This window comes from Pseudoalteromonas sp. M58 (genome assembly GCF_042604605.1).
GTDB classification, from domain to species: Bacteria; Pseudomonadota; Gammaproteobacteria; order Enterobacterales; family Alteromonadaceae; genus Pseudoalteromonas; species Pseudoalteromonas tetraodonis.
Genome location: NZ_CP152390.1, coordinates 576,809 through 598,036, shown reverse-complemented (window position 1 = coordinate 598,036; position 21,228 = coordinate 576,809). Strand labels below are relative to the sequence as shown.

Here is a 21,228-nt window from a genome sequence, read left to right as displayed (position 1 = left end):
GCGCTGCCTTGCCTAAATGCCAAACAGACTGCTGCAAATTTAACCTTGAAAGGTCAACAGACCCTAGCTAATGCGTTATTATTTTTATTCTATTACTCATTGTTAAGCATAACAAAAACAAGGTTACATAATGATAAAAGCGTCAACACCTGAGGATGAACTATCACGGCTAAAAGACTTATATGAGTATGACGTTTTAGACACTGAAGCTGAAAAATCCTTTGACGATTTAACCCAGCTTGCATCTGATATTTGCGAAACGCCAATCTCACTAATAAGTCTTGTTGATCCTGACAGGCAATGGTTTAAGTCAAAGCATGGTATTGATGTAGCCGAAACCGCACGAGATATTTCGTTTTGTTCTCACGCAATTCTAGAAAACCAAGTATTCGAAGTTCAAAATGCACTTACTGACACCCGCTTTCACGATAATCCCTTAGTTACAAACGACCCAAATATTCGCTTTTATGCAGGTGCACCTCTCATCACACCAAGAGGAAACGCTATAGGTACGTTATGTGTTATTAGCGATAAACCAAAAAAGCTTTCAAGCAAACAAATAAATGCACTCACGGTTTTGAGCAAAGAGGTCATTGCGCAATTAGAGCTTCGGCTTAATAATAAAAAGCTGTTTATGGCGTTAGAAAAACAAAAAGAACACAATAAAGAGCTAGAAAAGTTAAAAGAAGCCGCGGATATCGCCAATAACACAAAGAGTAAATTTTTGGCAAATATGACTCATGAGCTGAGAACCCCATTACATGGAATTTTAAATTTAGCTGAGTTTGCTATCTCAGAGACCACAACAGAGGAAAAAAACAGCACCTTAAAAAGCATATTAAAGTCAGCACATTACTTATCAAATATTGTTAACGATATTTTAGACTTTTCTAAAATTGAGGCTGGCAAATTAGAAATTGAACATATCAACTTCAGTCTTAATGAGGTTATTAGCGATGTAATAAAACCCCTGTTACAGCAGGCATCTGCTAAAGGCATAAAGCTGATTACATCGATAGACCCAAAAATAGCAGACAATTTAAAAGGCGATCCTCTTCGGATTTCGCAAATTTTAAATAACCTGTGCTCAAATGCGATTAAATTTACCAACTTTGGCCAAGTAGAACTGAAGATAAGTGTTAAAAATAGTACATTGCAAACACAAGTACTCACCTTTGAAGTTATTGATACAGGCCTTGGTATTAATGAGACTGTTCAAGAGCATTTATTTAAAGAATTTCATCAGGCCGACTCATCAACCTCAAGGAAATATGGAGGCACAGGTTTAGGCTTATCAATTTGCGCTCGTTTAAGTGAGTTAATGCAGGGGCACCTTAGCTTTACCAGCAAAATAGATAAGGGCTCCACGTTTACCTATGAGCAAAGCTTTGAGATTGCTTTATTGCCACCAACCTCGAAGCAGTGCACTGATATAACAAACCTTCAAGGTAGTACTGTTTTAATTGCCGAAGATAATAAAATAAATCAGCTTATTATTGTTAAAATGCTCAAAGCACATAATGCTAATTTAATTATCGCAGAGGACGGTAAAGAATGCGTTAAGTACTTCAAGGAGCACTCGGTAGACTTAATTTTCATGGATATACAAATGCCTGAAATGGATGGCATAAAAGCTACGCAAGCTATTAGAGCGCTTCCTACAGGTAAAACCGTTCCGATTATAGCTATGACAGCAAATACCCTAAAACAAGACATTGAGCATTATTTAGATATTGGTATGGATGGCTACTTAACTAAACCGTTTGATAAAGCTAAGATCAATAGCTTACTCAATGTTTATAATCCTAAAAACCTCAACCTAAAAAACCTAGCAGTAAAAATTAGCGATCCTAATGTTTCTAGCGACCGGAAGCTAAAGCAAATATGCAAAGAGTTAAAAGCGCTTATTCCCAATGCTAATCGAGTGAGCCTTTGGTTATTTAATAAGGAATACAGTACATTAAATTGCTTAATTTGCCTTGATGAAAATAATGACGTGTCAAGTGGAACTGTTCTATACACAGAAAACTCCCCTGCTTATTTCAACTATATTTTAGCTAACCAAGTACTCGACGCTTCTGATGCCAGAAATAACGAAGTAACCAAGCCGTTCTCTCACTCTTACTTTGAGCCACTCGATATTTATTCTTTACTTGATTACATTTATACACTTAATAGCAAACCGTTAGGTGTCATTTGTTGTGAAAGTGTGGGCTCAAAGGTAACTTGGAGTCAAGCTGATAAAAAGTCGTTAATCAAAGTCGCAGACGTTACTAACTTGTTTTTATCTAAACAAATAAAGCATGAATAAAACAGGCCTATTTAGTGGCTAAAATTACCACTAAATAGGGATAAAACTATTATCAGCCCTTCGTATTAAGCCTGCTCTAACTCACGCTGGGTTTGTTGTTTATCTGCTTTAACCGGCTTTATTTTAAAGAAAAAAGTATACACAACCGGAACAAACCCTAATGTTAAAATTGTTCCCATTGCAAGACCAAACGCAATAGTGCTTGCTTGGCCATAAAACAAAACATCTTTAGATAAAATGAGCGGCATTAAGCCTATTATTGTTGTACAAGTAGACATTAATATAGGTCGTAAACGTCTTAAAGAAGCGCTGATCACCGCCTCATAATTTTGCTGATTATACTGCTCAGCGGTTTGTTGTTCACTGTGCTCAATTTGTTTACGTTCAATGTTAATACGGTCAATTAATATAACCGCATTATTAATGATAATTCCGGCAAGCGCATATAGACCTAAAATAACCATAAACCCAAAGTTTGCCTGCATAATCAACAAACCAAAAGCAGCACCAATGATGATCAATGGCACAGTCAAAAATACAATACTAGTTGCACGGTAAGAGCGAAATTGCGCAATAATAATAAACACCATAATGGCAATACACAGCGGTAAGTTAGCTAAAATTGACGCTTGCGATTCCGCGGAGTCTCCAATTACACCGTCATATTCTATTTCATAACCAGGGGGTAATTTTTCTCTTATTTTATCAAGCTTTCCTTCAATTAATGGCACCATACTTTGCGCCGACATAATCTGGTTTTTAGCTTGTACTGTTACAGTACGAAATAAATTTTCACGCGCAATACGCGCAAATTGCGTTTCATAGCGAATGTCGGCCACTTGCATTAAAGGAACATTAACGCCTCGAGCCGAAGAATAAACATTTACGCTGTTAATACGGTCTAGATCGTAACGTTCACTGTTTTGTGCCCTTAACACAATGGGGAATATGTCATCACCTTCACGAAACTCAGAGATTGTGCGTCCCGAAAAGTAGGTTTCTAATGCTTGGGCAACATCGTTTGAACTAACCCCAGCACGACGAGCATTTTGCTGGTTAACCTCAACTTTAAGTGTAGTAATGCGGTTTTCCCAATCACTTTTAATATCGAATGCGCCGTCTGTATTGCGCAATAAGGTTTTAATTTCCTCGCCAATAGAATAAATATAATTACTATCTGGGCCTTTAATTTGAATCTCTATCAGTGAAGAATCTGAGGGCCCTAAAAACATTTTAGTGGCGCGCCCCATAACTTCAGGAAAGTCTTGAGCAAACATGTCGCGCACGCTATTTATTGTTGGCTCAGCTAGTTTTCGCTCTCCAACATCAATCATAAAGAATGCTTTTGAAGGCTCAGGATCAATCGGTGTGAGTGACAAAACAAACCGTGGCCCGCCAAATCCACCATAAGCAGCATATTTTTTAATATGCGGAAAACGCGCTTTATCATCCAATTTTTTTAAAATGGCTTGTATCGTTGCATCAGTTTTACGCATTGACGTGCCGGCTGGCATATCTAAATACACTAAAATTTGCGCGCGGTCGGAGTCTGGAAAAAACTTAGCAGGCACTAAACTCATAGCCCAACCACCAACAAAAAACAGCCCTAATATAACAACAACAAAAATTATGCGAGCGCGCATAATTCGTCTTAATACTTTTTCATAAATCGGACTAAGGCTATCGAAAAATCCATTAATTTTACGGCGAATAATATTTTGCTTTTGCCTCGTTTCCTTTTTCACAAAGCGATGACACAAGTAAGTAGTAAAGGTTAGGCTCAACGCCCATGAAATAAGCAATGCAATTAACACCACCAGCGAAATAGAGCGTGTATATTCACCCGCACTACTTTGCGCCAACATCAATGGCAAAAACACAAGAATAGTAGTCAACGATGAGGTTAAAGAGGGTATCGCAAGCGTACCCGAGGTATTACGAATAGCTTCGTCACGCGTTTCGCCCTCTTCTATACGCTTTTTAAAATCTTCAGCCATTATTATGCCATCATCAACCAGTAGCCCAAGCGCTATAATTAACGTGGCAAGCGACATACGCTCCAGCGGAATACCCATAAAGTTCATAATTGAAAGCGTGATTAGAATAGCTGCAGGTACAATCGAACCTACAATCAAGCCGGTACGTAGACCTAAAAACATAATAACCACAATAGAGACAACAACAATGGTTTGTAACACACTAAAGCTCACACCAAATACAGCATCGGCAACCACATCAGCTTGTCGGGTAATATTTTTTAATTGATAGCCCGCAGGTATAGTTTGATTAATTTGAGCTATCATCGCTTCCATTTTAGGAGTGAATTTCAGCACATCCGCTTGTTCATCCTTAGAGATTGCAAAAATAATGGCTTGACGGCCATTGTAGTAACTTGTTCTTGATGGGGGGTCGATCACTTCACGGCTTATTTTGGCAATATCACGTAATAAGATGGTTTGTGATTGATTGGGAACAGTGATCAGCGTATTGCGTATATCAGCTAGGCTTTGGTAATTCCCAGAAGGCTGGATAATAAAGTTTTCACCATCGGCATCAATAATGCCACTGGGGCGTATAATATTTTGATTTTTTAAAGCCGCAATCAATTGTGTGGGTGCAATCCCTAATTGAGCGAGCTTAGCGTTTTTAGTTTCAATAAAAATACGCTCTTGCTGAATGCCTAAAATATCAATTTTTTTTGTGCCTTCGACTTGATGCATCATATCGGCAATATGTTGCGCCACATCTTGGCGATCCCCCATGCTATAAGCGGGATCTGCAATAAGTGCCACCGTTAACACGGCAACATCACCAAAATCATCATTAATTACATAAGGTAAAGTACCACTGGGTAGCTCGCCTCGAACCGCGTTAATTTGGTCGCGCAGGATATCCCACTGCTGATCAAACGCACTTTGCTCAACACTTTGCTTGAGCTCTGCGTGAATAATAGAGCGGCCTGGAATAGATACTGAACGAATTTCGGCAATACTGGGCATTTCACGTATCGCTTCTTCGAGTGTTTTAGTGATCAACAGCTCTACTTTTTTTGCGCTCATGCCAGGGTAAGCGGTTGTTACAACCGCCTCACGAATTTTTATTTTAGGATCTTCTTGTTTGGGTAGTTGATAATAACTAAATGCGCCAAATAGCATAAGACCAAAGACGATGGCCAGCATCAAGCGATTATGATCAAGAGCAAGCTCTGAAATAGTAGGGATTTTCATCGTTTAAATCTCCGTCACGGGTTATGGATTAAGGCGCTTGATTTCACCCTCGATAAGCGTCACTTTTTGTCCATCGTGTAAAAAAGCCATTCCCGCATTAACAATTCGCTCCCCTTCTTTTAAATCGCCTTTAATTTGCGCTTTCTGCGCAAAAAACGTTACTACGTCCACGGTTATTTTTTGTAAAACATAACCTGCTTGCTGTGATTCAGCTTGCGCTGTAGGTACCAGCTTAAAAACAAAATGTTGATTATTTTCTTGCGCCATAATGGCACTTACAGGTACTACAAAAGCATCTGTGGCTTCCTGCTGTTGTTTAAATTGTACTTCAGCACTCATACCCGTTCTAATATCTGCAACATCATTTGCAGATATTTTTAAAATAACAGGAAACGCATTCGCGCCTTGAGCAGCTGTGCCAATTTCTTTAATTTTGGCATTCAACGTTTTATCTAATGCTGAAATAGTTACCTTAGCAGGCTTATCAATAGCTAATGAGGAGAGAATCGCTTCAGGGGCAAGGGTAGAGACTTCAAAATTTTCTTTACCTTGAATTATAAATGCAGATGTATTTGGGCTTACCTGTTGTGAAGGTTCAATATTACGTTTTGAAATAGTCCCTGCATAGGGCGCAATTAGCGTAGTATCTTGTAACTCTTCTTTTGCCATCGCTAGTCGAACTTTAGCAATATCGACTTTATCTTTGGCACTCTCATATTGCGACTTTGCTACATCGTATTGCGCGCGTGACACAGCGCCATCATCAACCAGTGATGCTTTGCGCTCAAAATCTTGCTTAACATTTAGCAGCATAGCCTTCGCATTAGAGACCTGCCCTTTGGCCTCTTGCACTGCCAATAAATACTTTGTTTGTTCCAGCCTGGCTAACGGCTCACCTTTTTCAAAAGCCTCACCAATCTCAAAAAAAACGTCTTCGACCTTTCCGCTAACCTCAAACATTAAAGTGGCTGTGTTAGCAGGTTGGATAACACCTGATAAAATACGACTATCAAACGATTTAGTTTTATTTAACTCTATGACAGAAACAGGTTTTAATTTTTGCTCAGAAACAGGCTCTTCAGAGCACCCTGACAACATAAAAATAATAACTAAACAAACAACTATATGGTTCATAATTTCCCTTGATAAATAGTGTATTCGAACTGATTGTACCACCAAACTAAACCACAATCAGTCTTCACAGTAAGCCATTTAATTTAAAGTATAGCTAACATTGTTATCGACCTAAAAGCTTGAGTATAATGCAATATTCCGGCTGTATTTTTAGCCTCTAAATTGGATCCCCACATGAAAAAACTATCTGCTGTGCAAGTAAAACAACAAGCACTCGTCCTCAGCGTTGCTGATAAAATAGAAGAACAAGGCCGTGCTGAACTCCCTGGTATGTTGCAATGCTGGTTTGATGTGGAATATCATTTATTTCCAGGCTCTTTACTGATGTGTTTTCAATTTGAAAACCAACAAGCATTAACAGCGGCAGAGCCAGAGCTATTAAAATGGCAAAAGCGCTTAAGCGGCGCCATGCTCAAAAAAGGCGTGATTTTAAAAGATATGCGCAAGCATTTAGTGTTTACCTTAAAAGGGCCTGACGACTAAACCACTTATAATGAATGCGCACTCTATTTTGGTGCGCTTTCCAAATTAAACTCATTAACGTGCTTAATCAGCTCAGGAAAAAACGCTAAAAAGAGCTCATCTAGCTCACTATAATGGCGGATTATATCTTCAGCGGTACCTGCAAAATTATTAGTAAAGCGAATACGTTTAGCAATATTATCAAGCGCCCGCCCCACCCCATCAATGCTTTCGTACTCCTTAAACCAATCGTTTTTCGTCATACTGGTTACTACACGCTGCATTTTCTGTGGCATTACAGGTATACGCCTGTCCAAAAGATCATAACTGGTGTGCTTAAAATCAATTAGTGATTGGTTATTAAACTGCTGCCAATGCGAAATAAGAAAATGATCAAACACCACATCAACTGCCACACCTGCAAAGCGCCTGCGCTTGGCTGAAAAAAGCTGCTTAGCTTCTTTCACTAAAGGATGTGTGTCAGTAAATTTATCCACTAAATAATGATTATCAAGCGCGTTTTTAACGCTTGTAGGTATATGCGTTAGCTGCCGTTGACCACCAAAATCTCCCAGTAAGTTGCCAAAATGAGAATCAGCCGTAGGCTTTGCTAAATAAAGGTGGGCTAAGTAATTCAAGGTGATCCCAGCAGTTGTCCAAAGTATTTAGATAATAACGCAGTTTTGGATAAAATTCATTTTAGGGAAGTACAGTTTCATTTAGCTTTATTCTTAAAAACTATCCAATCAATTACAATTGTATTTTAATAATTCAGTAAAGAGTCAGGCCAATTTTGTTATCACTGTTGTTGCATTTTTTCGGTGCTGCATGAGTCATAAAACGCCTTGCTTAGCCTTTAATACAAAATGCTATTTTCTATTGTAACCAGGGCTACTCACGCATTATGACAACAAGCTTTTTAAGTCAATCACAACAGGTCGCACTGCAACAAGCACTTATCAACAGTAAACTGTTAAACAGCGACGTAGTAACGAGTGATAACCCACCATCACAAGAACAACAAGCCTATGGCTGTATCGCTGTAATGCTCTATCGCTTTAATTTACAAAAAATCAAATGGCCCTCTTTTTTAAAAGCAGCTATAAACACTGCAAGTAATGAGTGCTCGTGGTTAACCCGCGAACTTGCCAGATGCCAGCAAAGCTACAAAGCCCAGCCTAATGACGCTGTAATAATTGAACAAAGCGCATTTTTTTGTGGCATTTTTAGCGAAGAGCTCGCTTATATTGACACTTTACTTGGAACAGGTGCACAGCCTGAATAAAGTGATGGGGCAAGCATCGTTAAGCCTGCCCCAAGGATAAATTAAAAGCTATATTTTAAGCTCAGCTTATAATTAACAGGCTCACCGGGTTGAGTCCAAATTGCAGAGTAAGAGTTTGAGTAATATTCTTTATCAAGCATGTTATTAATGTTCAGTTGTACCATCACATCTTCATTAACGTTGTAAGTTGCGAACAAATTCACCAACGTATACGAAGGTAAGTAATACGTAGGGTCTATGGTTTCACCTAAGCGTTCACCTTCATACTGTAAAGCTATACCAACGCTTGCATTTAAATCGATTAAATCATTTAATTCTCTTTTAATACGCGCATTTGCACTGTGTTTAGGAATATTAAGTAAAGGGCTACCTTTTGGTAATTTTACCCACCAATCTGTATTAACCGTGTCGTTTGCTGTTTTTGCATCGGTGTAGGTATAGGCAAAATCAAATGAGGTGCGCTCTGTAATATAACCGTGTAAATCAAACTCAACGCCTTCGCTAGTTACCTCGCCTAACGCCGTCGACACGCCTGCTTGCAAATCTGTGGTCAACATATTGCTTTTTTCGGCGCTAAATACTGTAAAGCTACCATTTAGGGTATCGGTGCTAAATTTAACACCCGCCTCAATAGAGGTTGTCGATTCTGGCTCAAATGCATCACCATTTATATCGTAACCACTGTTTGGCCTAAAACCTTCCGAGTAACTGCTGTAATACTGTATGTCGTCTGAGTAAGCATACACCAAGCCTACTCGTGGGCTAAATGTACTCTGATTGCTTTTAGACTGACTTTGATTAATGTGATTATCTATTTGCTGATCAAACCAATCATAACGACCGCCTACTTGTACTTTCCACTGCTCAGTGATGTCGATTTGATCTTGAATATAAACCCCGTAACTGTGCTGTACTTCAGTGCTGTTAAATAAAAGTGAGCCTTCGGGTGCTGTTTGCCCATACACGGGGTTATACATATTGATTGCATAGCGCGTATCTTCAAGCGTAGGGCGGTATCTGTACCAGAGTTTGTCAAAATCAAACTTGCTGGCATCTGCGCCAATTAATAAGTGATGGGTAAACCCAGCAGCAGTAACGCTACCACTTAGCTCAGTGCGCGCTGAGATGTTTTTAGTTTGAAAATCACGCTCGTTATGTTGCCGACTTAAGGTTTCGCCATCAGTAAAATAAAGCTGCCTGCTAGGGGCGAGTTCAGCATCACTCGATTCGCTTATAAATTTAGAATCGCTATAGCTAAGCCCATTTAAAAGTGACCATTGCCCTATTTGATGCTCAAAGGTCAGTTGATGAGAAATCGCATCAACCTCTGTTGGTTCATCGCTTGGCTCACCTAAAAACGTTTCAATAGGTAATGCGTCTATCTTCCCATCTAGAGCAACAATACCACGGTCAAACGTCACATTCTGATCAACATACTCTAGTTCATAATTTAATTTTGTTGTGTCAGATATTAACCAAAGAACTGAAGGTGTGATCACTGTTTTTTTATTTTCGTGGTAGTCTCTAAAACCCTCACCGTCTTCAATTGCACCGTTTATTCTAAAAGCAACTTGATCATTAATTGCATTAGTGTAGTCGCCTTCAGCGCGATAACTTTGCCAGCTCCCTGCAGATACTTTCAAAGAGCCTTGTTCTTCAAACTGTGGCTTTTTAGTAATGATATTAATAGTACCGCCAGGCTCAGAACGGCCATAAAGAGCAGAGCCAGGCCCTTTCATCACTTCTACATAATCAATATTGCTAGTATCGCGGGTACCACTAAAACTTCGACCCGATGAAAAACCATTAATTAAAAAGCCTGAAGGAATATTCTCATCGCCTACTAACCCACGTATTGCAAAGCTTTCCCACAATCCACCAAAATCATTTTGTTCAGAAATACTCGGCGTTAAATCAAATATATCGGTGAGTGTAGTCACTCCTGCGTCATCGAGGTTTTCTGCTGATATAAACTCAATACTTTGTGGTTGCTCGCTTAAAGGCACATCGCCACGAAAAGCTTGTCTAACCCCCGAAACCGCTATTTTCTCAATGTTATCTGATGCTGAAGCTGCGTATACAGAAGGCGCTAAAATGGTACTTATAGCAATTGTTAGGGCTGATATTTGGTATCGATTTATTAAGTTCATTCTATCTCTTAGATATCATACAAGCTTAATCGGTTAAGTTTTCACTAAAAAATTTTTTAACTAGAGCCGATTAAACAAGCACGAAATACAAATGGTAATAATTGTTATTTGCAATAATATACAAGCAGAATAAAAAGAGCTACCCTACAGCAACAAATTTTACAAAGTTATTAGGGGTTGTTTTTATTTTTGAGTTAAACGTATTCAACATCGAAAAATAAATACCTCCTTAAATTTAGAGAAAAAAATGAAAATATTACCTTTCGCCTGCATGGCATTAGTCACTTCAATATCAAGCGCATACAGCGAACAAGCACAGGCTCATGCAATATGGTTTGCAGAGCGCTCATCACAGGTAGCTTTTATATATGGCGAAGGCGCACAAGATTTAGATACCGTAAAACGACAAAATAAAATTAAAAGCATTACTGGCTATAGTAAAAACTGGCAACAAAAAAACGTAAAACTTATTGAATCAGGGCCTATGATGCTACTAAGTGATAAAAGCGTTTATGCGGTTACTGGTCTGCTCGATAATGGGTTGTGGAGTAAAACAAAAGAAGGTGAATGGTTTGCTAAAGGTCGAGATGAAATCCCCAATGCAATATTAAGCGAACATACTAAAAAGTACGCAGTACATTTGCGTGGCTCGCTTGCCCAAGTACCTGCACTTAAAAATCAGCAATTACAAATCCTACCTGTAGGTAACGAATTTTCAGATCAAAAAGGCGCAATAGTCAGCTACCGCATAACTTTCAATAGCAAAGCGGTTCAAGGCGCTAAAGTAATCAATGATTTAGTAAACGACCCAGATCAAGAGCCAATAATTAGTAATGATGACGGCTTGGTCACATTGCCATTGCGTAACCAAGGCTTAAACGTAGTAGCCGCAATCTATGACGAAAAAAGCACAAATTTAAATGTATTTGATAAAACAGAGCATTTAGCCACACTCTCATTTGTTTTACCCCATGCTGCAGAATAAAAGCAAACCTCGCCGCTCAACATTAAACAGCCATCTAACCAATATGTTTTATGTTGGCTACACAAGAGTAACTTGTTAATTAATAGGCATAAAAAGTGGCAAATTATATTTATATAACTTGCCACTTTCTTTAACGTATCACTGCCCTAATGGTTGGATTTTCTCTTTTAAAACATCCCGTATATAGAGCATCTGCACTGTGACAATAATTGATACTAACAACGGCGTTGAAAGCGCCAAGCCATGAATTCCAAACATAGCGCCCATCAATAATTGCCCACCAAGCATAACTGCTGGCGGCAATGAAACAGCTGTTCTTTGTACAAACGGTGTTATTACATTACTCTCGAGCACTTGTACAACAACGTACACGACTAGTACATACGCAGCTTGGGTTGGGCTATTGAGTAACGCGACTAATACCGCAGGTATCAAAGCGGCAATAGGTCCTATAAATGGCACAAACGATAACAAACCCGCAAGCAATGCCAACGCCATTATCAATTTCATATCAATAAGCCACAAACCTAACGCGGTTAAAAGCCCGACCACAATCATTGATGTTGCACGGCCCATTAACCATAACTTCAATGCATAATATACACTGTGCATTACTTCATTTATGCGGCTGCGTTTATCACTTGGAAATAAAAATAGCACCCCTTTTTTATAAGGTTCAGGGTGCAGTGCGAGGTAAAAACCAATAAATAAAATAACAAATATATCAGCAAGTGAACCAAATAAAGTAGAAAAGACCCCGGAAACTTCCCCCATCAGCTTTCTTGGTGAAAGTGGTGCTTGTTCCCATTGCCCTTGCGCCCACTGAAGCAGAGCCTCGCCCCACTCTTTACCCTTCAAGTAACCTTCTAACTGTTTTACCCCACCAGTTATTTGCTCTCTAAGCTGTAACAACTGATCCATAATAGCGGGACCAACCAAGTAGCCAGCAAGTATTAATAACCCCAATACGGTAGCAGTAACAAGCATTACCAGTCCCCATCGGGGTAAAGGTAGCCAACGCTGTAACAGACTCGCAAGCCCTATTAAAAAAACACCAAATAAAATCCCGCCAAATATAAGCAATAACACATACGATAATTGCCATAGCAGCATAAATAAGCCTATTGCTAAAGCTGTAATGCCAATGGTTGCTAATAGTCTGCGAATATAGTTGCTATCAGAGCTCATTGCTTCTCCCTTTGCTTGGTATAGCATGCACTTAATAAAGTTAATGCCTATACATTCAATGCAATTAAAATTTTGCAAAGTACAGTTTTATCAGTTTTAGTGCTTTTTTAACAGTCTCCTATATAAAACGGCTCGTTTTGTTATGAAGGAAAGACACCGTTTACAGGCTCAATTGATATGGCTTAATGCGTGAATGTGGCTAAAAATAATACTGACACTAAACGATGACAGAGGCGATAACCAAAGGCTCAAATTCATAGGGCGTTCTTTACCCAAGCCATAGCGCATATTCTCACCAATCGACGTCATTACTAGGTGCGTAATCATATTTAAATTGAGTTTAAAAAGTAACAACACTTGGTTTTTTGAATAAAAACATCAAGAAAACACAGCAGCCTGCTTGAATGGAAGTTTCTAATGGGTGACCCCTTTGATTCTCAAGGTAGCAAGTAAAACCATTACCTCGATTATAGCTATTTAGGTAGCTAACCACTTTCTAAAGTCACTTGTACGTGTTTTGCTGGTGATTAGTGGCTCACTCATATGTTGCAAGTTAACTGCTAATGTCTCTTTAGCATAGCTTTCAAATGAAAGTACATAATTAATATTCACTATTTCACTGCGGTTAACTCTAAAAAAGCGACTTGGGTCGAGCTGAGCTTCTAGCTCGGTCATTGAGTTGCCCGTAAGCAAATGGTGCTTGCCATGATTATCATAGGCTGACAATACGCCCGAAGTGGCGCGAATGCAGACCACATCTTCTGTTTTGAGAATATCGACCACCTGACCTTTTTTTAAAAAGAAGCGACTTTTATAGCGTTTAGTTGCTACTGCATTAGGCTTGATAGTATTGACGAGATTGCGTCTCAGCTGCTCATAATTACTCATAGCACTAACAAAACGCTTGTAGGTAAATGGTTTAAGTAAATATGCTACGCCCTGATTATCAAATGCTTGCGTCCAAAACTCATTGTAAGAGGTGGTAAAAATAATAGGGCATGGTAAGTCAACTTCGTCAAAGGCACTAAATACTTCCCCATCCAACAGTTCTATATCTGAAAAGATTAAATCTACCTCAGGATCGTTCTGTAAATAGTCAATTACCTCTGCCACCTGAGTGAGTACTTTAATCACCTCACATTCTGCTGAATACCGTGTAATATAACCACTTAATTTTTGTGCCGCTAATGGCTCATCCTCAATTATAACAACTTTCATAACGCCACTTCTGATGTCATTGGTACAGTGAGTACAAACGCTGATTCGTTCTTATCTATGTGAGACTGCCTATTAAAAACCGCCTGACACTGAGCTTGCAAATGCGTTAATCCAAGCCCTGTTGACGTGGGTTTATATTCTTTTTCGTTTAAATTATTGGTTACCACAATGTCATCTACTTCTACGTTTATGTGAATATCGAGGGGGTTATCAACCGTGGCACCATTATGCTTAACCGCGTTTTCAATTGCCAATTGTAGCGAACATGGGATCACATAACGGTTTGCTAAAAGCGCGTTATCCACATTTATACGCAACCTATAAAGGCCATTAAATCGCGTTTCAATCAAAGCCATGTAATCTTTAATAAACACCAGCTCTTTAGCCAGAGGTACTAAGTTTTTTGACTTGTTTTCTAATATATAGCGGTAGATGTTGCTAAAAGTCTCTAAGTACTCTTCGGCTTCTTCAGGGCTCTTTAATATCAACGCCGATAACACATTCAAATTATTAAATAAAAAGTGTGGATCAATATGTTGCTGTAAGGTTTTTACTTGGCTATCTAACAAAGCCTTTTCTTTATTTGCCAAAGCTGCTTGTTGCGCCTGCAAACGGGTAACCAATTCGAATGCGATACTGTACGCAGCGACTAACATGTGTAACAACGAACTCATGCCAAAAGTAGCAATAACATGCATAGAGTCAACTTTTTGAATACCGATCAGACTCTCTAAATACGTAATAAATACCGAAATGCATAAGGTAAATACCACATTACTCACGATGAACACCTTAGAGATGTAACTCACCAGTGACTGCTGTTTCTGCTTTAGTGTTCGGTATACCTTGAGTGTTAACCACTGCGCTATCACACACTGTAAAAACATCCAAACCGGCGCGTCAAAGTGAATAGTTAACGACTCACCTACAGGGGTGCTCAATAGCGCTGCGTACAATACGATTAAAAATGAAAATATAAATAAAACTAGGTAGTTAACACTCTTAGGCATAATATATTTCCTTTTTTTATTCTGCTATTGAATCAGGTAGGCTCATAATAACCTTTCCACTCTTATCTAGAAACTCTAGCTTGGCTTCACCCGCTTTGGTCACCACCATTTGAATACGCTTCTGACCGTTAGCATCATTCAGTTGCAAGCGTGAATCACCATTTAGTGTGCCATAAAAGGCTCTTCGTGCGCCAAGTAGTTTATTATCTGTTAGATATTTTTCAATCTCTTGCATCGTTTCAATGTCTTCTCTCTTTTGGGCTTCGAGGTAGCGATTGGTCATTTCAAAATCTAAGTCTGTGTTTGGTCTGTCCATGACTGTCAAACCACTGATCATGTAATTTTCCATCTCGATGTGTTGCATCATCAAGGTTTGGTCTTGGTTATAACGGTCGAACGACATATGTAAGCCATGATTCACTTTATCGTTTACCTTTTGCCCTCTAAAAATAAGCCCGCCGTTTTCAGTGCCTTCGTCGTTATAAAAGATCATCCCTGGTCGAGGGCTATCAGACTTGAACACTTCTTTGCCATTTTTAACACCTCCGGGTGACTTATCAGAATTAGCCAATACCATACGGTTTAAACCGTTCTTCTCTACAATATTGATGCGCTCAACACTGATCTCTTCAAACTCAGTGGCTTTAGGTTGAAAAAAGCCAACATAACTGGCAAGCGCTACCATTGTTACTGTTAAACCAAGGTTGATACGTTTTTGTGTTTTAAGCTGGTTATCTAGCTGTGTATTATTCATTGTTTTACCTATCTTGTGTTGTTTTTTATTAGAATAGCCAGATAGGTTTATCGGTAATACGCAAAAACTATAAGCAGCGGAAGCTTTCAAATAAGAGGGGGATAAATAGCAACAAAGTAAAACAATGGCGATAAATACACATAGTTACTCATCAGTTCAACTGGACTGACATTGGTACTAAACGATGACTGAGGCAAAAGCCAAGGGCCTTAATTAAAGTGATCTAATTCTCATAGCCCTCTTTATCCAAGCAATTGTGCATATTCACGACAATCGATGTCATTGCTGGATGCGTAGTCATATTAAAATAGAGTTAAACAGAAAGAACACTTGGTTTTTGAATAAAAAGATCAAGAAAACACAGCTGCCTGCTTGACCGGAACTTTCTAATGGGTGAGCCCTTTGGTCTTTCTATGGACTATATACAATTAAAAAATGCTATTAGCCGTTACGGATATAACTGTATTAATAACAATACTGACTATATAAGCCCCTATAAAAAATATAGCGAATGCTGAAACGGCCCCACCTCCTGTATATCCGGCCTTAGCTTTTTCTACCATTAAAACATAGATGCTCAGCCCTATACTCACCTTAAACCATAGCCAGTAGTCATTACTAAATAACGGTATTGCTGCAAAAGCAAAGATCGGTACTAGTATTTTACCTTCTTCGTTTTTGTGTAAAAAATAAAAAGCTAAAATAGCAATATATAAAAATGGCGTTACATCATTCATATAAACAACTTCCTTGTAAATATAAAATTAAAATAAATAAATTTTAACTATTGTACTTATTCATCAGTACTAAGCACTTAATAAATAGAGTTTAAAATAAGAACACTTGGTTTTTGAATAAAAAGATCAAGGAAACACAGCTGTCTGCTTGACCGGAACTTTCTAATGGGTGCCCCCTATTCGATTGGAAAATATAATTTTGTAATAATTCGAAGGATCAAGTTTTACTTCTTACCTAGACCAATTATTAATCATTAATCTCACGTTTAACCCCCTCCCCCGTCATCACGCCCTGAAAATAAGCAATTGATGAGTAATATCGCGCATGGATGCGCGGTAAGGCGAAACTAGGCCATGGATGGCCTATCTTCGCCGTTTACGTTCACATCAATTGTGTTTTGAAGGAAATAGCGTGATACTCGGGTGCGCTGAGAGTGTCCAGAGAGGGACCAGCGGCAGCCCCTCTTTGGCTGCCGTCGCCAGCGCGACAAAACCTTGAATAAGGTTTCTATTTCTAGAAGTGCTAAACATATTCGCGTTATCTGTAATAGTAATTCCAAGCACCTATTCAAATACTTATTCGGGCTATCGCCCGCACGTCAGCAAGCTAAACGCCTACAAGAAATAACACATACTCTTGGCTTTTGAGCGAGTAAGTATATTTGGGATTTGTTGGGTTTCGTTTCACTCTTCCCAACCTAGAGGAAATACAGAGGGTCAGGTCTTGTTTCTTGCCAAGACCAAACACCAATCTCACGTTTAACCCCCTCCCCCGTCATCACGCCCTGAAAATAAGCAATTGATGAGTAATGTCGCGCATGGATGCGCGATAAGGCGAAACTAGGCCATGGATGGCCTATCTTCGCCGTTTACGTTCACATCAATTAATTATTTGAAGGATTAAGCGTGATGCTCGGGTGCGCTGGGAAAGTCCAGAGAGGGGTCAGCGGCAGCCCCTCTTTGGCTGCCGTCGCCAGCGCGACAAAACCTTGAATAAGGTTTCTAAATTCTAGAAGTGCGAAACGCACTAACGCTATCGGTGGTGAAAACCTAAAACACTAATCGAGTTTATGCCCAACACGCCAGCAAGCTAAACGCCTACAATAAATAACACATACTCTTGGTTTTTTTAGCGAGTAAGTATATTTGTGATTTGTTGGGTTTCATTTCACCCAATCCAATCTACGCTTATACAATTAACGTTAATCACCACACACAAAAAAGCCGTTGCATTGCTGCAACGGCTTTTATAATCTCGATAAATCCCCACTCTACAGTGGAAATTTTTTCAAAAAATTAGTCGCGGTATGTCTCAATCGGAGGACATGCACATACTAAATTACGGTCGCCGTATACGTCATCGATACGCGTAACCGTTGGCCAGAACTTGTCTTTAGCAACTGCTGGCACTGGGAAAGCAGCGTAAAAACGGTCATACGCACGATCCCATTCATTACCTAACACATCGGCTTGCGTGTGCGGTGCAAAAACAAGCGGGTTGTTTTCGATAGACCATTCACCTGAAATGATTTTATCGATTTCACCTTTAATCGATACCATCGCTTCGATAAAGCGGTCAATCTCGCCCTTAGACTCAGATTCTGTTGGCTCAATCATTAATGTGCCCGCTACTGGGAACGACATTGTTGGTGAGTGGAAACCATAATCTTGTAAGCGCTTAGCAACGTCCATTTCAGTAATGCCTGAGGCTTCTTTTAATGGGCGTAGGTCAATAATACATTCGTGAGCAACACGATTATTACGGCCACGGTATAAAATTGGGAAGTGCTTGCTGAGCTCATTGCTTAAGTAGTTAGCATTTACAATCGCCATTTCTGTCGCTTGTTTTAAGCCTTCAGAGCCCATCATGGCAATATAAGCCCATGAAATAGGTAAAATAGCTGCAGAGCCGTAAGGCGCTGCCGATACTGCACCATTTCCTTCATTAGTACCTGGTACGTTAATTACGCTGTGGTTTGGCATAAATGGCGCAAGGTGCGATTTAACACCAATTGGGCCAACACCTGGGCCGCCGCCACCGTGTGGAATACAGAAGGTTTTATGTAAGTTTAAGTGCGACACATCTGAGCCAATGAAGCCTGGGCTAGTAACACCTACTTGCGCGTTCATGTTTGCGCCATCCATGTAAACTTGGCCACCATGCTGGTGAACAATTTCACATAATTCACGAATCGTTTCTTCGTATACACCGTGGGTAGATGGGTACGTTACCATGGCACATGATAGGTTTTCAGAGACTTCTTCAGCTTTCGCTTTTAGGTCTTCCATATCGATGTTGCCATTTTTATCACAGTTAACAACCACAATTTTCATGCTGGCCATTTGTGCCGAAGCTGGGTTAGTACCGTGTGCAGAACTTGGGATTAAACATACGTTACGGTGCGCATCCCCTCGTGACTCGTGGTATTTACGAATTGCGATAAGGCCTGCGTATTCACCTTGTGCACCTGAGTTTGGTTGCAATGAAACCGCGTCGTAACCGGTAATGTTAACTAGCCAATCGTGTAGCTCGTTAATCATTATTTGGTAACCTTCTGCTTGGTCTAGCGGGCAGAATGGGTGAAGGTTTGCAAATTCAGGCCAGGTAATTGGGATCATTTCAGCGGTCGCGTTTAGTTTCATGGTACATGAACCTAACGAGATCATAGAGTGATTAAGCGCTAAATCTTTGTTTTCAAGTCGCTTAATATAGCGAAGCATGTCTGTTTCGCTGTGGTAGCTGTTAAAGTTTGGATGCGTTAGAATTTCATCATCACGCACTAGGCTTGCAGGAATAGAGTCACTGCCATTTGCTTCAACATCCGCAGCAATTGCATCTACGCTTAGGCCGTGGCCTTCGCCTAAAATAATATCAAATAACTCGGCAATGTCTGCACGTATTGTGGTTTCTGATACTGAAATTGAGTACTCGCCTGCATGGTTAGCAGCAAAGTTAACACCTTTAGCCACAGCACGGGCAATCACGTCAGCTTTGTTTTCATCAACAACAGTTAATGTATCAAACCAGGTAGTGTGCTTAAGTGCCACGCCTTTTGCTTTTAAGCCAGTTGCTAAAATATCAGCAAAACGGTGAATGCGTTGTGCAATGGTTTTTAAGCCTTGCGGGCCATGGTATACCGCGTAAAACGCCGCCATGTTCGCTAGTAATACTTGCGCAGTACAAATGTTTGAGTTGGCTTTGTCGCGACGAATGTGTTGCTCACGGGTTTGCATTGCCATACGCAGTGCATCGTTACCTAAACGGTCTTTTGATACACCAATAATACGCCCTGGTAATGAACGTTTGTATGCATCACGTGTTGCAAAAAATGCAGCATGTGGACCACCGTAACCCATTGGCACACCAAAACGCTGAGCAGAGCCAAGTACTACATCTGCACCTAATTTACCTGGTGCTTTTAACAGTAATAAGCTCATGATATCGGCTGCCACACAGGCAATCGCTTTTTTGCTTTGTACGCCAGCAATTAGGTCAGTTATATCAACAATTTCGCCTGATGTTGACGGGTATTGAAATAACGCACCAAAAATGTCGTGGTTCACGGCATCAGCGGCTTTACCTACAATAATTTCAAAACCAAATTGCTCTGCACGGGTGCTCACTACGTCAATGGTTTGCGTGTGTACGTCGTCGGCAATAAAGAACGCATTGGCTTTTTTAGCTTTAGATACACGTTTTGCAAGGCCCATTGCCTCGGCTGCAGCAGTTGATTCGTCAAGCAGTGAAGCACTTGCTAAATCTAGGCCGGTAATGTCTAAGGTCATAGTCTGGAAATTTAATAGTGACTCTAAACGCCCTTGTGCAATCTCTGGCTGATACGGTGTGTACGCTGTGTACCAACCCGGGTTTTCAAGTACGTTACGTAAAATTACGTGCGGTACGTGAGTTGGGTGGTAGCCTTGGCCAATATACGATTTGAAAACTTTATTTTTGCTTGCTACTGATTTTAAGTAGCTTAGTGTTTCAACTTCGGTACGGCTTTCGCCGATATTAAGACCTTGCTCAAGACGAATACCAGCAGGTACAGTTTGACCGATCAGCTCTTCAACGCTCGATACTTCAAGAGCGCTAAGCATGTCGTTTACTTGCGCTGGGCTTGGCCCAATATGGCGGCGAATAAAATCTTGCTTTTGCTCTAATTGTTCAAGAGATTTGGCGTTTGACATGTGTCCAGATTCCTATGATCCTAAATACTAATGGGTAACTAGTATTGATTAAAATATGTGATGATTTGGCAACTTACTGGGTATGGTAATAAGCTGTAAAATCATAAAAGCCCCAATGTTTTAAATAGAGGGGCTTTTAACTAATTAACGATTACTCTTCGTCAATAGTGTGTGCGTAGCCTTCTGCGTCGAGCAAGTTATCAACTTCAGATTCGTCAGATGCTTTAATGCGGAATAACCAACCGTCGCCGTAAGCGTCGTTGTTTACTGTTTCTGGAGAATCTTCTAGCTCTTCGTTAATAGCAACAACTTCACCGCTAATTGGTGCGTAAATGTCTGACGCCGCTTTTACTGACTCAGCTACTGCACAGTCTTCGCCTGCATCGACTACGTCGCCAACTTCTGGTAATTCAACAAATACCATGTCGCCAAGCAGCTCTTGGGCGTGCTCAGAAATACCAACAGTGTAAGTGCCGTCGCCTTCATTACGAACCCACTCGTGTGAAGGTGCGTATTTTAACTCGCTAGGGATATTGCTCATTTTGTTTCATCCTTTGGTTTAGATTGGGAGAATACCAA

At 40.0% G+C, this 21,228-nt stretch carries 15 protein-coding genes; 4 read left to right on the top strand and 11 right to left on the bottom strand.

Annotation, left to right across the window (positions count from 1 at the left end; genetic code table 11):
* Nucleotides 1–130 precede the first annotated feature (130 nt).
* Nucleotides 131–2,311 (top strand): response regulator, encoded by a 2,181-nt coding sequence (locus AAGD16_RS02760; RefSeq protein WP_377113489.1) that lies wholly within the window; start codon nucleotides 131–133, stop codon nucleotides 2,309–2,311.
* 65 nt (nucleotides 2,312–2,376) lie between these two features.
* Here the strand turns inward: AAGD16_RS02760 and AAGD16_RS02755 are convergent, their stop codons facing one another.
* Both AAGD16_RS02755 and AAGD16_RS02750 read right to left on the bottom strand, forming a co-directional pair.
* A complete protein-coding gene (locus AAGD16_RS02755) occupies nucleotides 2,377–5,538 on the bottom strand; it encodes an efflux RND transporter permease subunit (protein ID WP_377113486.1) in 3,162 nt (1,053 codons plus the stop codon).
* A gap of 21 nt (nucleotides 5,539–5,559) precedes the next feature.
* Nucleotides 5,560–6,672, bottom strand: coding sequence for an efflux RND transporter periplasmic adaptor subunit (locus AAGD16_RS02750; protein ID WP_377113483.1), 1,113 nt, complete (start codon nucleotides 6,670–6,672; stop codon nucleotides 5,560–5,562).
* Between the two features lie 174 nt (nucleotides 6,673–6,846).
* Between AAGD16_RS02750 and AAGD16_RS02745 the strand changes: the two genes are divergently transcribed.
* Nucleotides 6,847–7,155, top strand: a complete 309-nt coding sequence (locus AAGD16_RS02745; RefSeq protein WP_064662435.1) for a hypothetical protein — start codon at nucleotides 6,847–6,849, stop codon at nucleotides 7,153–7,155.
* A gap of 23 nt (nucleotides 7,156–7,178) precedes the next feature.
* On the opposite strand, the gene AAGD16_RS02740 is transcribed toward AAGD16_RS02745, so the two are convergent.
* Nucleotides 7,179–7,772 (bottom strand): ACP phosphodiesterase, encoded by a 594-nt coding sequence (locus AAGD16_RS02740; RefSeq protein ID WP_377113480.1) that lies wholly within the window; start codon nucleotides 7,770–7,772, stop codon nucleotides 7,179–7,181.
* 266 nt (nucleotides 7,773–8,038) lie between these two features.
* Here AAGD16_RS02740 and AAGD16_RS02735 point away from each other — a divergent pair, with 266 nt between their 5' ends.
* Entirely contained in the window at nucleotides 8,039–8,419 is a 381-nt protein-coding gene (locus tag AAGD16_RS02735) for a hypothetical protein (RefSeq protein ID WP_090494685.1), read from the top strand.
* 41 nt (nucleotides 8,420–8,460) lie between these two features.
* On the opposite strand, the gene AAGD16_RS02730 is transcribed toward AAGD16_RS02735, so the two are convergent.
* Nucleotides 8,461–10,569 (bottom strand): TonB-dependent siderophore receptor, encoded by a 2,109-nt coding sequence (locus AAGD16_RS02730; RefSeq protein ID WP_377113478.1) that lies wholly within the window; start codon nucleotides 10,567–10,569, stop codon nucleotides 8,461–8,463.
* Between the two features lie 247 nt (nucleotides 10,570–10,816).
* Between AAGD16_RS02730 and AAGD16_RS02725 the strand changes: the two genes are divergently transcribed.
* Complete coding sequence (locus AAGD16_RS02725; RefSeq protein ID WP_377113475.1) at nucleotides 10,817–11,554, top strand: DUF4198 domain-containing protein; 738 nt, start codon at nucleotides 10,817–10,819, stop codon at nucleotides 11,552–11,554.
* A gap of 138 nt (nucleotides 11,555–11,692) precedes the next feature.
* Here the strand turns inward: AAGD16_RS02725 and AAGD16_RS02720 are convergent, their stop codons facing one another.
* The 7 genes from AAGD16_RS02720 to gcvH all read right to left on the bottom strand — a co-directional run bounded on the left by AAGD16_RS02720 (nucleotide 11,693) and on the right by gcvH (nucleotide 21,190).
* On the bottom strand, nucleotides 11,693–12,742 hold the full coding sequence (locus tag AAGD16_RS02720) for an AI-2E family transporter (protein WP_377113472.1): 1,050 nt from the start codon (nucleotides 12,740–12,742) through the stop codon (nucleotides 11,693–11,695).
* A gap of 477 nt (nucleotides 12,743–13,219) precedes the next feature.
* Nucleotides 13,220–13,960, bottom strand: coding sequence for a LytTR family DNA-binding domain-containing protein (locus AAGD16_RS02715; protein ID WP_024601233.1), 741 nt, complete (start codon nucleotides 13,958–13,960; stop codon nucleotides 13,220–13,222).
* A complete protein-coding gene (locus AAGD16_RS02710) occupies nucleotides 13,957–14,970 on the bottom strand; it encodes a sensor histidine kinase (protein WP_377113468.1) in 1,014 nt (337 codons plus the stop codon). Before AAGD16_RS02710 ends, AAGD16_RS02715 begins: the two co-directional genes overlap by 4 nt.
* 16 nt (nucleotides 14,971–14,986) lie before the next feature.
* Complete coding sequence (locus AAGD16_RS02705) at nucleotides 14,987–15,724, bottom strand: hypothetical protein (protein ID WP_024601231.1); 738 nt, start codon at nucleotides 15,722–15,724, stop codon at nucleotides 14,987–14,989.
* Nucleotides 15,725–16,152: 428 nt separating this feature from the next.
* Complete coding sequence (locus AAGD16_RS02700) at nucleotides 16,153–16,461, bottom strand: hypothetical protein (protein ID WP_024601230.1); 309 nt, start codon at nucleotides 16,459–16,461, stop codon at nucleotides 16,153–16,155.
* Between the two features lie 1,296 nt (nucleotides 16,462–17,757).
* Nucleotides 17,758–20,649 (bottom strand): aminomethyl-transferring glycine dehydrogenase, encoded by a 2,892-nt coding sequence (gene gcvP / locus AAGD16_RS02695; protein ID WP_377113464.1) that lies wholly within the window; start codon nucleotides 20,647–20,649, stop codon nucleotides 17,758–17,760.
* Nucleotides 20,650–20,800: 151 nt separating this feature from the next.
* Nucleotides 20,801–21,190: a glycine cleavage system protein GcvH gene (gene gcvH / locus AAGD16_RS02690; protein ID WP_013464091.1), complete on the bottom strand. Its 390-nt coding sequence runs from the start codon at nucleotides 21,188–21,190 to the stop codon at nucleotides 20,801–20,803.
* Nucleotides 21,191–21,228: the final 38 nt, after the last annotated feature.

What these genes read in the sequence shown, in the direction of transcription:
- AAGD16_RS02760 (WP_377113489.1), top strand. Translation starts at nt 131, where the DNA reads ATGATAAAAGCGTCAACACCTGAGGATGAACTATCACGGCTAAAAGAC.
- AAGD16_RS02755 (WP_377113486.1), bottom strand. Translation starts at nt 5,538, where the DNA reads ATGAAAATCCCTACTATTTCAGAGCTTGCTCTTGATCATAATCGCTTG.
- AAGD16_RS02750 (WP_377113483.1), bottom strand. Translation starts at nt 6,672, where the DNA reads ATGAACCATATAGTTGTTTGTTTAGTTATTATTTTTATGTTGTCAGGG.
- AAGD16_RS02745 (WP_064662435.1), top strand. Translation starts at nt 6,847, where the DNA reads ATGAAAAAACTATCTGCTGTGCAAGTAAAACAACAAGCACTCGTCCTC.
- AAGD16_RS02735 (WP_090494685.1), top strand. Translation starts at nt 8,039, where the DNA reads ATGACAACAAGCTTTTTAAGTCAATCACAACAGGTCGCACTGCAACAA.
- AAGD16_RS02730 (WP_377113478.1), bottom strand. Translation starts at nt 10,569, where the DNA reads ATGAACTTAATAAATCGATACCAAATATCAGCCCTAACAATTGCTATA.
- AAGD16_RS02725 (WP_377113475.1), top strand. Translation starts at nt 10,817, where the DNA reads ATGAAAATATTACCTTTCGCCTGCATGGCATTAGTCACTTCAATATCA.
- AAGD16_RS02720 (WP_377113472.1), bottom strand. Translation starts at nt 12,742, where the DNA reads ATGAGCTCTGATAGCAACTATATTCGCAGACTATTAGCAACCATTGGC.
- AAGD16_RS02715 (WP_024601233.1), bottom strand. Translation starts at nt 13,960, where the DNA reads ATGAAAGTTGTTATAATTGAGGATGAGCCATTAGCGGCACAAAAATTA.
- AAGD16_RS02710 (WP_377113468.1), bottom strand. Translation starts at nt 14,970, where the DNA reads ATGCCTAAGAGTGTTAACTACCTAGTTTTATTTATATTTTCATTTTTA.
- AAGD16_RS02705 (WP_024601231.1), bottom strand. Translation starts at nt 15,724, where the DNA reads ATGAATAATACACAGCTAGATAACCAGCTTAAAACACAAAAACGTATC.
- AAGD16_RS02700 (WP_024601230.1), bottom strand. Translation starts at nt 16,461, where the DNA reads ATGAATGATGTAACGCCATTTTTATATATTGCTATTTTAGCTTTTTAT.
- gcvP (WP_377113464.1), bottom strand. Translation starts at nt 20,649, where the DNA reads ATGTCAAACGCCAAATCTCTTGAACAATTAGAGCAAAAGCAAGATTTT.
- gcvH (WP_013464091.1), bottom strand. Translation starts at nt 21,190, where the DNA reads ATGAGCAATATCCCTAGCGAGTTAAAATACGCACCTTCACACGAGTGG.